This window comes from Hymenobacter guriensis, assembly GCF_015773195.1.
Lineage (GTDB): Bacteria > Bacteroidota > Bacteroidia > Cytophagales > Hymenobacteraceae > Hymenobacter > Hymenobacter guriensis.
In genome coordinates this window covers 123,184-137,578 of record NZ_JADWYK010000013.1, presented here as the reverse complement: position 1 = coordinate 137,578, position 14,395 = coordinate 123,184, and the positions used below count along the sequence as shown (strand labels likewise).

Here is a 14,395-nt window from a genome sequence, read left to right as displayed (position 1 = left end):
TATCTGGTCCGTTCGTCTAGGGGTTAGGACAGTAGATTTTCATTCTACCAACAGGGGTTCGATTCCCCTACGGACTACTTGCCTTCTGCTTTGATATTTGGTTAAAAAACCGCTCCGGTGCATCCCAGGGCGGTTTTTTTATCCAGACCGAACCGGCAAAAGCGCCCTCGGTACCCGCAGCACCACTATCTGGTCCGTTCGTCTAGGGGTTAGGACAGTAGATTTTCATTCTACCAACAGGGGTTCGATTCCCCTACGGACTACTTGCCTTCTGCTTGACTTTGGGTTGAAAAACCGCTCCGGTACATCCCAGAGCGGTTTTTTCTTTTACGCAATAGCGTAAACAACGAGCCGTTAGGTATCCGCCAGAGCATCCGACCTTCTAAACAGCGCATTCAAGATGGATTACGAAGTCAAGCTGATTGATATTGACCAGCCAGGTATGGATGCGGCCATTACCAATCTGGTCAATTTATCCTTCCGGGAGGTTAATCCTAAGACGCACAGGGATTTTTCATGGCATACTATTAAGTCAGGTACCTACCACAACAATTCTGTCGTTGGCTCACCTTCCAGCTTTTACGTAGGAGCTTTCAGCGGCAATGAGCTAATTGGATTTACGGCTTTTAAGTCCCACGATTTCATCCGAAATGGTGAAGTTGTCAACTGCTTTCATAATTGTATTGCTGTTACTTCTGAACAACATAAGGGCAAGCGAATATTTCCCAATATCTTAAGTTTCGGAAAATCAATCCTATTAAAGGAGAATGTTGGATTTCTCTACGGCATACCTAATCATAACTCCAGGCCTGTTATCGAAAAAATAGGATATAAGTACCACGGTCCTTTCCTGAAAGTAAACGTATTTAATCTACCCGGCCTATTTGAGTCGGCTTTTTCTAAATGGGGGGAGAAAGATTACTTGTACAACGAAAACATCTATTTTCAGAATGATTTTCAGCTAATTGATGTTAAAACCAATGAATATGGCAAGGCGCTGGTGGTTTTCGAAGACCTTGGCAATATAATCTGGGGTAAAATTGAAAACAAAATAGTTAAGGGCATTACGGTCCGCTACCTAAGCGTAGGAGGAATGATTGTAAACAAGCCACATTTCTTTAAAGACTCCTGCAAGAAGCTTTTCAAAAAGCATAATATCCAATTCATTCAATTTATATTTCATAGTACTAGTATGTTTAAAACCTTGTTCAAAAACCCGAAACCGGCGCCGTTTGTGGAGCCTTTCATGGTTCTTGATCTTAAGACGGAGATAACCGAGCATGATCAGTTTAATTTTATGCCGGCCATAAAAAATAATTTTTAATTATCTAATCTATAAACCCTCTTAACGCTCCTTCCAATGAAAGCTGCAGTGAAAAGCCTTTTCTATAAAGTCCGGCCATACAAGATTCCGCAGCAGTACAACTTTCATTTGGGGTACATATTTCACACCGAAAACGTATTTGACCAGGCTTTATTCTCAAAGCTGCTATCCTTCTGCCAGGAGTACTATAGCATTACGGGCAAACGGCCAATTTGTACGGTTATGGCCGGGACCAGCCCTAAGGTAGCGGCGGGCTGTGCAGAGCATAAATGCTCGGATGAAATGCTGGCCGCGCGCTACCATCAGCTGGCATCTGTGGCTACCTTGGGCTACCATGGCCACTTTTATCTAAACCCTGCTTTATACCATCGGTTTGAGTCAGAAATCAGGAGCAATAACTTTATAACAGCACCTTTAGAAACTCAATTCAGCCGTGACTTAGATTGGTTTAAAAAACACAACCTCAACCACAATGGCTTATATGCCGGCGGTTGGTGGTTTATGAACTCCCAATTGATAGAATTATTGATGAATGCAGGCTTCAAATTTGACTTTAGCTTTTCCAAGTCTTCCTTCTTCCGAAATCAATACTCTCACAAGTTAATCCAGGAAAACAGCATAAATACCGGCCAATCATTTAAGATAGTTAAAGGCGATACTACCTTGTATGAAATTCAAAACCTTATAGGTGCCCATACAACCCCTTTTGTCGATGATTTTTATCGTGTATTGAGTGGTCTGCTAACACCTTCGCAATTAGAAGTTGTGGGCGTTCTAAATTCCCATGATTATGACCTGGATTACAAGAACACGTTAATGATTATACGTGATGCTGCTGCGCAGAAAAGCGTTCGTTTTTTTGACGCCGAAGATTTATTAAATAATTCATCTTTCAATTTCACTAAAACGATTACGTTATAGCAATTACAAAGCAATATAATTCCTTCAACCTTGACCTTTTTCATGAGCAACCTAAAATCAACTTGCTTTGTAGTTACATCATTAGTAATGGGCGGAGCTGAATTACAGACAGTTAATCACATTAATGATTTTTATAAAATAAGTGATAAAATTTTTCTTGTCATATTATCCAATATTATAGATAAAAACCTCTTGACATCTCTTAATATTAGCAAAAATAACATATTAATTCTAAACCAGCCTTATAACACCCCTACTACCAAGGCGCTCATCAACACTCATATTTATCTACACAAAGTATACTCGTTTATAAAAACGCACAAGTGCGAAGTAATTGTTGCGAATCTTCCGCTGGCCCATTTTTTTATGAGAGCAACTAAGCTATATGCTAGTACCCGAGGGCTCAATTTCAAACTAATAAACTACCATCGTTCGTTGCAATTCACAGCTAGTCCAATTGATTCATTGCCTAAACAGCTGTTTCATAAATATAATCAGATATTAGCTAACAAGACTGACGATGGGAATATATTTATTTCCAAGGCATCACTCCAGGATATGCAGAATAATTTTTATATTAAAAACCCAGTTATCATTTATGACGGCATTCAATACAAAAACGGAATTCCCTCCCTTGCACAAAACTATTTGAGCTCTATTGCTATTACATCCGATTATATAATTGTGTTACCTGGCCGATTACACCCTGCAAAAGGCCACCTTTTCTTCCTCGATGCTATCCATAAATTTATAACCGATAATAAACTCGAGCCCAAAGACCTGTTCATAATTTTTGCCGGAGGCAAAAACTTAGAGGATACGATTCGGGCTGAAATCAGTGCCCGGAACTTGGATAATTATATACATATTACGGGCATTATTGAGAACGACTTGCTTTTGTCGCTTTTGCAAATTGCCAATTTAGTTGCTGTTCCTTCAATCCATGAGGGGCTTGGCAACACGGCTATTGAGGCGCTAATGCAGGGCAGCCTGGTGCTGGCATCGGATGCTGGTGGCTTACCGGAAGTAATACAGGATTCCCGAAATGGTTTTATGTTTGAAAGAAACAACCAGGAGTCCTTTCTAAGCCAACTTCATAAGATATACTTCAACAAGATTACTATTGACAAATCTGTGTTGATTAACGACTTTATGAATCGGTTTCTATTTGAAAGTCATATCAAGCAACTCAAGGAATATATAGCGGGGGTCTAATTGAGGGTGCAACGGACGTTATGGTCGTCGATGCAGAGTTGTAAGCGGATGCGATGCATGGCCAGGAAGCAACTGAATGAGCAGGCGCAGCGTTGACGCAGGGAACAGCTGAGTGCTTCCACGATGCTGGTGCGGCCACTGCCTTTGGCACTAGGCCGGTGGGCTGCTGGCGGCAGCACCCGTCGGTAGGTCGTCCACTCGTTGGTATAGTACCACGTGCCGGTGCGATACGCAGCTGGTAAGGCCTGCCAGAGCCGCCGGGCCGTAGCCGTGCCGGGGGTGCCCAGCACCCAGGCGACAATGTGGTGAGTGTGGCGCTCGACGGCCAGCCAGCGCCAGACTTTGCGCCGCTTACGCCCCACAAACGTCCACATCTCGTCCAGTTCCAACTCCCGGGGCCGGCTGGGCGGGGGCAGATGGCGCGGGATAGTAGCCGCTTTTTTTTGCCAGCTTGGCCACCCTCATGCGCGAAACACCCGTCAGCTGCACGATGGCCCGCTGCGAGACGCGTTCAGCAGCTTTTCCACTGGGGCGTATCGGCCGGCCGGCGCCGGCCGGCGCCGGCCGGCGCCGGCCGGCTGAAAATAACCTTGATGGCCGCCACTATGCCCATTTTTGCGAATCTGTAGGCTCGCGCACCGGCCGCAAATATGATGAGTCGTTTTCATAGCAGCCTATACGACATCACCTTCAATTAGACCACCGCCGGCTATATTTACAGCCTTTAGGAGAATGCTGATTCGTATCGAAATCCTCTTATGTACCCTTAGCTATAGCAGGGCCGTGTACTATTACACCAACAGGCCCCAGCTCAAAAGCACCTTAGAGTTGGGCAATGTCCCTCAACCTTCTTATTGGCAGACGCTTATTTAGCGTTCAAAGCCTTTTGGCCTGCGTTTTTAGCGAAAGGGCGGATAGTTTTTACCACTTCCAACCCTATTCTCGCGTACGTTCAAGGGTCCACCATCCTGCCATGGCGTATGTCCAGAACGATTATTGTCTCCAACCGACTACCTACTAAAGTTCTTCGCACCGAGGAAAGCCTCACCTTTCAAGCCAGCGAAGGTGGCCTGGCTACCGGCCTAGGCTCTATTTACCGCCAGGAAGGCAATGTTTGGGTAGGCTGGCCGGGACTGTTCGTGGAGGATGCAAATGAAGAAGCGTACGTGCGCGAGCAGCTGCGCGACGACAGCATGGTGCCTGTGTTTCTGACGGAGCCCGAAATCCGGGACTTCTACGAGGGCTTCAGCAACTCCACACTCTGGCCCACCTTCCACTACTTTTCGCAGTACGCTACCTACGAGCAAAGCCACTGGGAAGCGTATGTGGCCGTGAATGAGAAATTCTGCCAGGCGGTGCTGGCATTGGCTGGGCTGGAGGACACCATCTGGGTGCACGACTACCAGCTGCTGCTGCTGCCAGCCATGCTGCGGCAGGCGCGGCCCGAGGCCACCATCGGCTTCTTCCTGCACATTCCCTTCCCCTCCTACGAGCTGATTCGGGTGCTGCCCTGGCGTAAGGAGCTGCTGGAAGGCATGCTTGGGGCCGATTTGCTGGGTTTCCATACGTTTGGCTACATGCGGCATTTTTTGAGCGCCGTGTCGCAGCTGCTAGGGTTTTCCTCGCAAAACGGGCAGATTGAAACTGGTGCCCGCACGGTGCTGGTCGATGCTTTCCCCATGGGCATCGACTATGAGCGGTACGTGCAGGCCGCGGCCTCGGAGGCGGCAGTGCAGCACGAGGCCGTTTACCGAGAAGCACTGCGCGAGGTGCGGGTTATTCTAAGCATCGACCGGCTCGACTACTCTAAGGGCATTGCGCAGCGGCTGCGGGCCTTTGAGCTGCTGATTCAGCGCTACCCGGAGTGGCGTGAGCAGGTAAGCCTGATTATGGTGGTGGTACCCTCCCGCGACCAGGTGGCGCAGTACGCGGCCCTGAAGGAGGAAATTGATGAGCTGGTGGGCCGCATTAACGCCCAGTACCGCACCATCACCTGGACGCCCATTCACTATTTCTACCGCTCCTTTCCGCTGGAGGAATTGGCCTCCCTCTACCGCTTGGCGGAGGTGGCGCTGGTGACGCCCATGCGCGACGGGATGAACCTGGTAGCTAAAGAATTTGTGGCCAGCAAGGCCGACGGGCGCGGGGTGTTAATCCTGAGCGAGCGGGCCGGGGCGGCCCGGGAGCTGTCGGATGCCCTCATCATCAACCCCACGGATACCGGGCAGCTGGCCGAGGCTATGCACGACGCGCTGGTGATGCCCGAAGACGAGCAGCAGCTGCGCATGGGCGCCATGCAGGCCCTGGTGCGGCAGTACAACGTGTTTGCCTGGGCCAAGCTGTTTATGGCCCGGCTGGCCTACAGCAAGATGAAGCAGCACACGCTAGCCACCGAAACGCTGAGCCCGCCGGTGCTCGAGCAGCTGCGGGAGCAGTACCAGGGCGCCGGGCAGCGTTTGCTGCTGCTGGACTATGATGGCACGCTGGCGCCCTTCAACGCCAATCCGCAGCGGGCCAAGCCCGACCAGGAATTGCTGCTGCTGCTGCGGGCGCTGGCGGAGATGCCGCAGAACCGGGTTGTCATCATCAGTGGGCGCGACCGGCAGACGCTGGAAGCCTGGCTGGGGCATCTGCCCATCGATTTTATTGCCGAGCACGGCGTCTGGCTGCGCCCGGCTGGTGAGGAGTGGCAGCTGTTTCAGACGCTGAACAACGAGTGGATGCGCGACATCCGGCCCATTCTGGAGCTGTACGTGGCGCGCACGGCCGGCTCCTTTATCGAGGACAAGGAGTACTCGCTGGTGTGGCACTACCGCCGCGCCGATGCCGACCTGGGCGCCGTGCGCGCCCGCGACCTGCTCAACCACCTCACCTTTATGACCTCGAACAGTGATTTGCAGGTGATGGAGGGCAACAAAGTCATTGAAATCAAGACGGCGGGCATCAACAAGGGCACGGCGGCGGCCCGGTGGCTGGCTACGTATCATCCCGACTTTACCCTGGCCATCGGCGACGACCGCACGGATGAGGACACGTTCCGGGCCATGCCGCCGGAGGCCTACACGGTGAAGGTGGGCAGCACGCCCCGCTCCCTGGCGCGCTTCAGCGTGGCCTCTACCACCGACGTGCGCCGGCTGCTGCGGAGCCTGTTGTAGCCCGGCGGCCCCACTGCGTACCCGCGTCACCCTATAAAACAGGCCCGTAATGCTTCATTACGGGCCTGTTTTGTGCGCTGACCGTCGTGTTATGGCCGCTGACCATCATGCGATAGGCACTGACACGCATGTTATGCCCCCTGACCGTCGTGCGATGACCTCTGACTGCCGTGCGATGGCCACTGACCGCCGTGCGATAGGCACTGACCGCCATGTTATGGCCGTTGACCATCATGCGAAGTATGCTGACCGTCGTGTTACAGGTTCTGGCAGTGGTGCGGAAGCCTCTGCCCGAGGTGCGATGGGTGCTGACCTTCATGTTATGGCCGCTAACCGCCGTGCGATAGGGGCTGACTGTTGTGCGATAGGCGCTGTCAGCGGCGTAGCAGCAACTGACGCGCACAGAATTGCGACGCCCAGTTTCCGATGAGGCAGGGCTTATAGGACCAGTACCATGTAGAGTCGCATACTTGGAATCTCGTCGTTGAACGACAGTCGTTAGGACTGCGGGGGCGACGAGACGCAGGTGGAAATGATATACTGAGAGATATAGTCAATGCTCCAACAAAAATTAGAGTATATTATGGCCAGAACGGTAAGCTTGGCAAAGTATACACTATGGCAAAAAAGAAAATGAAGGTAGCACATAGCACCTCGAAACACATGAGAGCATTTGCAATTAATAAAACAACCAGAAGGCTTATGAAATTTCAAAAATAATTTCAGAGTCATATTACATAAGACACATAAACAAACTAAGATCATCAATTAAACTAAAAAACAATAAATTATATTGTAATCTAACACAACAAGCAAATTAATAAACTCAAATCTCACCATGAAAAAAATAAATACCACCAAAATTAAAACCAAAATATTTAACAAATCAGCTCTAATATGCATTATACTTTCTCTTACTTCATGCTTTCATGGCCAAGGAATTCATAAGGCAAATTTTTGCATTAATAAAAAAGATATAAAACTCAACATAAACAAGTTATCATCTTTAAAATCAAATATCAAGTTGTTATCACAAGTATCTAATACACATAAAAGCATATCATCATATTGCTTTATAAAGAAGGGTGAAAACAACAATGAATTACATCTAATTAAAGCAACAGAATTTCCTCATGGCATTCCTTTTTATTTTATCAATACTAAAAATAAATTGCACATAATTAATGTTTATGATATCGAAACAAAAGATCAAATGATCAACCGAATTGATTCAATATTTCAAAATAACACAATAACAAATGATACTACTCTTAAAAATAATATCAAAAAGTACTTTTATCATGAATATTTTGGATTATAAATAACTATATACTCTGGACTCAACAACTATGTAGCTATCAGAGAATTATAGCCGTCTCCTAAACAGCGTAGAGACGCATACTTGCGTCTCGTCGTCGGATGATAGTCGTTGGGACTGCGCGGACGACGAGACGCAAGTATGCGTCTCTACAGCGGGCTGGCTATTTCAGGCTGTCGCCGCTCCTTACAGGAAGTTGGGTTTGCTGAGCTTTTGGGCGATGCGGTAGGCGGCGTTGACGAGGCCCACGTGGCTGTAGGCCTGGGGGAAGTTGCCCCACTGGGAGCCGGTTTTGGCGTCTACGTCCTCGGAAAGCAGGCCCAGGTGGTTGGTGTAGGTGGTGAGCTTTTCGAACTCGCGGATAGCTTCTTCTACACGCCCTACGCAGGCCAGGGCCTCAACGTACCAGAAGGAGCAGATAAGGAAGGTGGTTTCGGGGGTGCCGAAGTCGTCGGCGTGGCGGTAGCGGTAGAACAGGCCCTCGGGGGTTTTCAGCTCTTTTTCTAACTCTACGAGGTGGTGGGCGGCTTTTTCGGAGGCCGGATCTAGGTAGCCCATCAGGATGAGCTGCATGGTGCTGGCATCGAGGTGGGGAGAGCCGATGGCGTTGGTATACACGCCGCGCTCCTGGTTGAAACACTGCTCAATCCGGTCGGTGGCCGCCTGGATGAGCCGCTCGGCGCGGGCTTCCATGTCGCGGTTGCCGAGGGAGCGGGCCACTTTGCGGGCGGCGTGGCTGCCGGCCCAGTGAAACAGGTAGGTGTAGCAGTGGTACTGGGCCAGGTTGCGGAACTCCCAGAGGCCGGCGTCGGGCTGGTCCATAGTGGCCTCAATCAGGTTGAGGGCTTCCAGCACCAGCTTTTCGGGGTTGGGCCGCTCGGGGTCGAGGAAACGGCAATCCACGTAGAGCGGCAGCAAAGCCACCAGCACCTGCCCGTACACGTCGTTCTGGATGTGGGTGTAGGCGTCGTTGCCGATGCGCACGGGCTGGTTGCCGAGGTAGCCCGCCAGGGGCAGCTCTTCCTCAATGAGGTCGGACGCCCCGCTGATGCCGTAGAGGGGCTGGTACTTGTCCTTGACCTTGGTGGAGATGTTGGCGATGTAGTGGAAGTAGCGCTCCATCTCCTCGAAGTGGCCGATGTTGTTGAAGGCCGTGAGGATGTAGTAGGTGTCGCGCATCCAGCAGTAGCGGTAGTCCCAGTTGCGGGTGCTGCCGGGGGCCTCGGGAAGGGAGGTGGTACTGGCCGCAATGATGGCGCCGGTGTCTTCGTACTGGTGAATTTTGAGGGCCAGAGCCGAGCGAATGACTTGGTCCTGGTGGAAGGCGCTGATGCTGGTGCTTTTCACCCAGCGCCGCCAGTAGTCGAGGGTGCTGAGCAGGAACCGCTCGGCGGTGCTTTCCAGGGGGGCTTCCAGAGGGGCGCCATAGGTAAGCACGAGGTACTTGGTGTCGTTGAGGGCAAAGTCCTCCTCGTCGAGCACGTAGGTGAGCGGGATGTTGGTGGTGAGGCGGATTTCCTCTTCCAGGCCCAGGAAGGCAATGTGGTTGGAGCTGCGGCGGCGGTTTAGGGCCAGCTGCCCGTACTGACCTACCGGCCGGCAGGCTACCCGCACGCGGGTTGAGCCTTCCAGGGGCTCTACCTTGCGGATAAACATGAGGGGCTTGTAGTACCGCTCGTACTGGGAAAAGCGCGGGGCAAAGTCCGTGACGCGGTACCGGCCGTCGGCAGTAGTAATTTCGGTGCAGAGCACGTTGGTATTGGTGCGGTAGTACTGCCGCGACTCCCAGGTGCCGGTGGCGGGCTTGATGCTGAACTCGCCGCCCTTGTCGTCGTCGAGCAAGGAGCCGAAAACGAAGCTGCTGTCGAAGCGGGGCCAGCAAAGCCAGCGCACGGCGGTGTCGGTGTCTATCAAGCCCAGGAAAGCGCAGTTGCCAATCAGGCCCAGGTTATAGGTGTGTTTCTGCATGTGGTAGCACATTTGGTGGCGGCTGGCCGGGGAGGGCGCAGGCGGTTCTACTACCGGGTGTACTACGGGAAGGCAGTTGGGGTTCCCGGCGGGCAGGCAGGAATGGTGGGGTGAGCGGAGTCGAAGCATCTCTACCACTTCGTTTGAACGTCATTCCGAGCGCAGCCGAGGAATCTCGCGTGCTGACGTTGAAATAGTAATCCAACGAAGCGGTAGAGATGCTTCGACAAGCTCAGCATGACGTTTTGAGGCAGCATGACGTGCTGAAATTGACGCGCGGCTTCCTGGCTTTCGGCCCCTACCTTGCTGGCCACCGAAAACTATTCGGCGGGCTTCCGGTATCTAACCAGGCCCGAACCGGCCCCTACCCTTCCCCCATGAAACTACTATACTCCTACCTCCGCAACTACTGGGGGCTCATGGCGCTGGCCTTGCTGCTGGCCGCCATCAACCAAATTTTTTCCCTGCTCGACCCGTATATCTTCCGCCAGATTATTGACCGCCACGTGGTAAAAGCCGGCTCTACGGCCTTCCACGACGGGTTTTGGTCGTTTCTGCAGAGCGGAGCGGGCCTGCTGATTCTGCAGGCCATGGGCGTGGCCATGGTGTCGCGCATTGCCAAGAACTTCCAGGATTACTACGTCAACGTCATCACCCAGCGCCTGGGCGCGCAACTGTACTCCGACGGGCTGCGCCATTCGCTCGATTTGCCCTACCAGGTGTTTGAGGACCAGCGCTCCGGCGAAACCCTGGGCAAGCTCCAGAAAGTGCGCACCGACGTGGAGAAGCTGATTCAGAGCTTCGTGAACGTGCTGTTTATTTCCGTGGTGGGCATCGTGTTCGTGACGTGGTACGCTATCAGCGTGTACTGGCCCATTGCGGTGGTCTACTTCCTCACGATTCCGCTGCTGGGCTCGTTGAGCTTGTTTCTGAGCAAGCGCATCAAGGTGATTCAGAAAACCATTGTAGCCGAAACCACGGCCCTGGCCGGCTCCACCACCGAGAGTTTGCGCAACATCGAGCTGATCAAAAGCCTGGGCCTGGCCCAGCAGGAAACCGAGCGGCTGAATTCTACCACCGACAAGATCCTGAAGCTGGAGCTAAAGAAAGTGCGCTACCTACGCTCCTTGTCGTTTGTGCAGGGCACATTCGTGAATTTGATGCGCAACGTGATTCTGCTGATGCTGCTGTACTTGGTGGTGCAGCAGATCATTACCGTGGGAGAGTTTTTCTCTTTCTTCATTTACTCCTTCGCCATCTTCGGGCCGCTGCAGGAAATGGGCACCATCATCAACGTGTACCGCGAAACCGAGGCGTCATTGGCCAACTACCAGCAGATCCTGAACACGCCCCGGGAGGTGAAACCCCTGCACCCCAAAGTCATTCAGAAGCTGGAAACCCTGGCCTTCGACGACGTGCACTTCCAGCACCTCTCGGCCAGCGCCCCGGCCCTAGACGGCATTTCCTTTCAGACCAAGCTGGGCGAGACTATTGCCTTCGTAGGGCCCTCGGGCTCGGGCAAAACCACGCTGGTAAAGCTGCTGGTGGGCCTGTATCCGCCCGCCCAGGGCCAGATTCTCTACAACAGCATTCCCGGCCCGGAGTTGGACCTCGACGCGCTGCGGGAGCAAATTGGCTTCGTGACGCAGGATACTCAGCTTTTTGCCGGCACCATCCGGGAGAACCTACGCTTTGTAGCCCCGCAAGCTACCGACGAGCAGTGTCTGCAGGCCCTGCACCAAGCTGCTGCTGACTCCCTGCTGGCCCGCGCCCCCCAAGGCCTGGACACCGTGATTGGGGAAGGCGGCGTGAAAGTTTCGGGTGGGGAAAAGCAGCGCCTGAGCATTGCCCGGGCCCTGTTGCGCCACCCCACCCTGTTGGTGTTCGATGAAGCCACCTCGGCCCTCGACTCGCTCACGGAGGAGGAAATCAGCCAGACGGTGCGCGAGCTGTCAGGCTCCCGCCAGCACATTACCATCCTCATTGCCCACCGCCTCAGCACCATCCTGCACGCCGACCGCATTTTTGTATTGGAGCGCGGCCACGTTGCCGAGGCCGGCCGGCACGAGGAGCTGTTGGAGCGCAAAGGGCTGTACTACGCCATGTGGCGGCAGCAGATTGGCGAGCGGCCGGCCCCCAAGGCGGTGCTGCAGCGGCCAGTAGCGGTGTAGAAATCTTCGACGGAAACATGCACGAAAACGGGCTAAAAGCCGTTAAGATCCTGTGAACGGGTGCCGGGAAAGCCTAGCCGCGTTGGCAGGATTCTTGACATTGCCTTCATCCAACTACAGGATATTTTCATGACTCACCTCCGCATTTTTCGCCGCATTGCTGGCTTGTGCCTGGCAGGCGGGCTTCTGATTTCTTCGGCCGCTTCGGCTCAAACCGCTACGCCTACCAACCGCGACGTTATCCAGGAAATTACCGACGTAGTAGGCCTGAAGCCGCGCTTCGAACTGCGAGCCACCTCGCAAGTTGAAAACGCCGCCGCGGTAGTATATAACGGCCACCGCTACCTGCTCTACAACCCGCAGTTTCTGGCCGCTGTGAACCGGGCTGGCCACACCGACTGGGCAGGCATCAGCATTCTGGCCCACGAAATGGGCCACCATCTCAACGGCCATACCCTGCGCCCCGGAGGCTCCCAGCCCGCCGATGAACTGGAAGCCGACGAGTTTTCGGGCTTTGTGCTACGCAAGATGGGCGCTAGTCTGGCCGAAGCTCAGGCCGCTATGGCCGTAGCCAGCGACGATGCCGGTTCGGCTACTCACCCCGGCCGCCGCAACCGCCTCAGCTCCATTGGAGCTGGCTGGCAGCGGGCTGATGGGCAAATTGCCAGCAGTGCCCGCGCCACGGCTCCTTCGGCCAAGCCCGTTGCGTTGAATACTCCGTCACAAGCCATGCCGGTTCGTACGGTAGCCGCTACTACTACGCCCGTGAGCGTGGTGGGCCGCATCACCTTCCGTAGCAACCCCGATGAGCCGTACTACCTCACCAGCCGCCTGAACGTGGTACGCCTCGGCGACGACCACACCGCGCAGGTAGTAGGCCGCCTCACCCGCTCCGACAGCCAGTATTTTCCCTACGTGCTGGTGGATGGACAGGAGCGGCGCCTTTACGTGAGTGCCCAGGGGGGTGTATATAACGCCCGCGGCCAACAGGTGGGCCTGGTTTCCGACCCTTCGTAAGTATTGACCTTGTTAATCCTCAGACGCCCGCTGCCTCCCGTAGTGGGCGTTTTGTTTGTGGTGTCGGTCGACTTTCCGTAAATGAGCGTAGTTTTCGTGCTACTCCAAGTATTTCTCGGCACAAACTAACCGTCTTGCTGAGCGCAGCCGAAGCATCTCTCCCACTTCGTTCTCACATTGAGAGTTAGCCAGAGGTAGAGCTGCTTCGGCTGCGCAGACGCCAGATCAAGCAGGACGTGCTGAATTTTCAGGTTATCTGCTTTCTATGCCCACGCTTCCTTTTCTTTTAATTGACGCCTTCACCCCTACCGCGCTGGGGGGCAACCCTTGTGCCGTGGTGCTGGATGCCGCCGGGCTGACAGACGCGCAGATGCAGGCCCTTGCCCGGGAATTCAATCAATCGGAAACGGCGTTTGTATCTGGGTCGGCGGAGGCCGGGTTCGGGGTGCGCTTCTTCACGCCGGCCGAGGAACTGCCCTTGGCGGGTCATCCCACCATTGCCTCCATCACAGGGTTGCTGCACACGGGCCGGTTGCCCCTGCCCGCTACTGGCACCAGCCTTTTCCTGGCTTTGCTTGAGGGCCCTATTCAAATTGACGTACTGGCCCCCTCGGCCGACAATCCGCAGCCCCAGATACTCATGACGCAGCGGCCGCCGGTGTTTGGGCAATTGCATGACCCGACCGTGGTAGCTCCGCTCTTTGGCCTTACGCCGGCAGACCTGGTGCCCGGCGCACCTATCCAAACTGTGAGTACCGGCACCCCGCAGCTGATGCTGTTCGTGCGCAGCCACGAAGCGCTACGGCGGGCAGCGCCGCCGGAACCGGCCACCTACAACCGGTACCGCGCCGGGTCAGACTTCTTCAGTCCGCACGTGTTTTGCCTGGGCGGCGCCACGTCCGCGGGGCACACCTTTGCCCGCCATTTCGGCACCCCGCCCGACATCCTAGAAGACCCGGTTACGGGCTCAGCTACCGGGGGCATGGCCGCTTACCTCTGGCACTACGGGTATTTGGAGCAGCCGCGCTTTGTGGCCGAGCAGGGCCACTGGCTGGGCCGGCCCGGGCAGGTAAACGTACAGATCAGCGGCCCGCGCCACGCTATTGAAGCCGTCCAGATTGGAGGCAGTGGCGTGGTAGTAGTGGAAGGTCGGCTTACCATTTGATGCAGGATGGCGGGTAGACAACAGGCCCGTTAAAACCACCAGGCCGGGCAACTTCTTCGGGTAGGCGGGTGTTGGTTATAGCTGAGTTAGGCTGGAAGGTTATTCCTTGCCTTGGCCACTACGTCAACTTTCCCACTGATA

General features: G+C 53.9%; 10 protein-coding genes and 2 tRNA genes. 10 read left to right on the top strand and 2 right to left on the bottom strand.

Annotated elements, in window-relative coordinates; genetic code table 11:
- Positions 1-5 precede the first annotated feature (5 nt).
- The 5 genes from I5L79_RS18310 to I5L79_RS18290 all read left to right on the top strand — a co-directional run bounded on the left by I5L79_RS18310 (position 6) and on the right by I5L79_RS18290 (position 3,460).
- Positions 6-77 (top strand) — tRNA-Glu (locus tag I5L79_RS18310).
- Positions 78-191: 114 nt separating this feature from the next.
- Positions 192-263 (top strand) — tRNA-Glu (locus I5L79_RS18305).
- Positions 264-400: 137 nt separating this feature from the next.
- Positions 401-1,324, top strand: a complete 924-nt coding sequence (locus tag I5L79_RS18300) for a hypothetical protein (RefSeq protein WP_196956518.1) — start codon at positions 401-403, stop codon at positions 1,322-1,324.
- Positions 1,325-1,360: 36 nt separating this feature from the next.
- Positions 1,361-2,245 (top strand): hypothetical protein, encoded by an 885-nt coding sequence (locus tag I5L79_RS18295; RefSeq protein ID WP_196956517.1) that lies wholly within the window; start codon positions 1,361-1,363, stop codon positions 2,243-2,245.
- Positions 2,246-2,287: 42 nt separating this feature from the next.
- Positions 2,288-3,460 (top strand): glycosyltransferase family 4 protein, encoded by a 1,173-nt coding sequence (locus I5L79_RS18290; protein WP_196956516.1) that lies wholly within the window; start codon positions 2,288-2,290, stop codon positions 3,458-3,460.
- On the opposite strand, the gene I5L79_RS18285 is transcribed toward I5L79_RS18290, so the two are convergent.
- A complete protein-coding gene (locus I5L79_RS18285) occupies positions 3,457-3,849 on the bottom strand; it encodes an IS1 family transposase (protein WP_196956515.1) in 393 nt (130 codons plus the stop codon). The two genes, I5L79_RS18290 and I5L79_RS18285, sit on opposite strands and share 4 nt — an antisense overlap.
- A 591-nt stretch (positions 3,850-4,440) precedes the next feature.
- Here I5L79_RS18285 and I5L79_RS18280 point away from each other — a divergent pair.
- Together I5L79_RS18280 and I5L79_RS18275 are read left to right on the top strand one after the other, a co-directional pair.
- Positions 4,441-6,615: a bifunctional alpha,alpha-trehalose-phosphate synthase (UDP-forming)/trehalose-phosphatase gene (locus tag I5L79_RS18280; RefSeq protein WP_196956514.1), complete on the top strand. Its 2,175-nt coding sequence runs from the start codon at positions 4,441-4,443 to the stop codon at positions 6,613-6,615.
- 838 nt (positions 6,616-7,453) lie between these two features.
- On the top strand, positions 7,454-7,936 hold the full coding sequence (locus I5L79_RS18275) for a hypothetical protein (RefSeq protein ID WP_196956513.1): 483 nt from the start codon (positions 7,454-7,456) through the stop codon (positions 7,934-7,936).
- A gap of 183 nt (positions 7,937-8,119) precedes the next feature.
- Here I5L79_RS18275 and I5L79_RS18270 read toward each other — a convergent pair whose 3' ends face one another.
- A complete protein-coding gene (locus tag I5L79_RS18270) occupies positions 8,120-9,901 on the bottom strand; it encodes a glycoside hydrolase family 15 protein (protein WP_196956512.1) in 1,782 nt (593 codons plus the stop codon).
- Between the two features lie 377 nt (positions 9,902-10,278).
- Between I5L79_RS18270 and I5L79_RS18265 the strand changes: the two genes are divergently transcribed.
- The 3 genes from I5L79_RS18265 (at position 10,279) to I5L79_RS18255 (ending at position 14,254) form a co-directional block, all read left to right on the top strand.
- Positions 10,279-12,072 (top strand): ABC transporter ATP-binding protein, encoded by a 1,794-nt coding sequence (locus I5L79_RS18265; RefSeq protein ID WP_196956511.1) that lies wholly within the window; start codon positions 10,279-10,281, stop codon positions 12,070-12,072.
- Between the two features lie 129 nt (positions 12,073-12,201).
- Positions 12,202-13,089, top strand: coding sequence for a M48 family metalloprotease (locus I5L79_RS18260; protein ID WP_196956510.1), 888 nt, complete (start codon positions 12,202-12,204; stop codon positions 13,087-13,089).
- A gap of 265 nt (positions 13,090-13,354) precedes the next feature.
- On the top strand, positions 13,355-14,254 hold the full coding sequence (locus I5L79_RS18255; protein ID WP_196956509.1) for a PhzF family phenazine biosynthesis protein: 900 nt from the start codon (positions 13,355-13,357) through the stop codon (positions 14,252-14,254).
- Positions 14,255-14,395 lie beyond the last annotated feature (141 nt).

Excerpts from the sequence above, each read along its gene's own strand:
- I5L79_RS18300 (WP_196956518.1), top strand. The coding sequence starts at position 401 with ATGGATTACGAAGTCAAGCTGATTGATATTGACCAGCCAGGTATGGAT.
- I5L79_RS18295 (WP_196956517.1), top strand. The coding sequence starts at position 1,361 with ATGAAAGCTGCAGTGAAAAGCCTTTTCTATAAAGTCCGGCCATACAAG.
- I5L79_RS18290 (WP_196956516.1), top strand. The coding sequence starts at position 2,288 with ATGAGCAACCTAAAATCAACTTGCTTTGTAGTTACATCATTAGTAATG.
- I5L79_RS18280 (WP_196956514.1), top strand. The coding sequence starts at position 4,441 with ATGTCCAGAACGATTATTGTCTCCAACCGACTACCTACTAAAGTTCTT.
- I5L79_RS18275 (WP_196956513.1), top strand. The coding sequence starts at position 7,454 with ATGAAAAAAATAAATACCACCAAAATTAAAACCAAAATATTTAACAAA.
- I5L79_RS18270 (WP_196956512.1), bottom strand. The coding sequence starts at position 9,901 with ATGCAGAAACACACCTATAACCTGGGCCTGATTGGCAACTGCGCTTTC.
- I5L79_RS18265 (WP_196956511.1), top strand. The coding sequence starts at position 10,279 with ATGAAACTACTATACTCCTACCTCCGCAACTACTGGGGGCTCATGGCG.
- I5L79_RS18260 (WP_196956510.1), top strand. The coding sequence starts at position 12,202 with ATGACTCACCTCCGCATTTTTCGCCGCATTGCTGGCTTGTGCCTGGCA.
- I5L79_RS18255 (WP_196956509.1), top strand. The coding sequence starts at position 13,355 with ATGCCCACGCTTCCTTTTCTTTTAATTGACGCCTTCACCCCTACCGCG.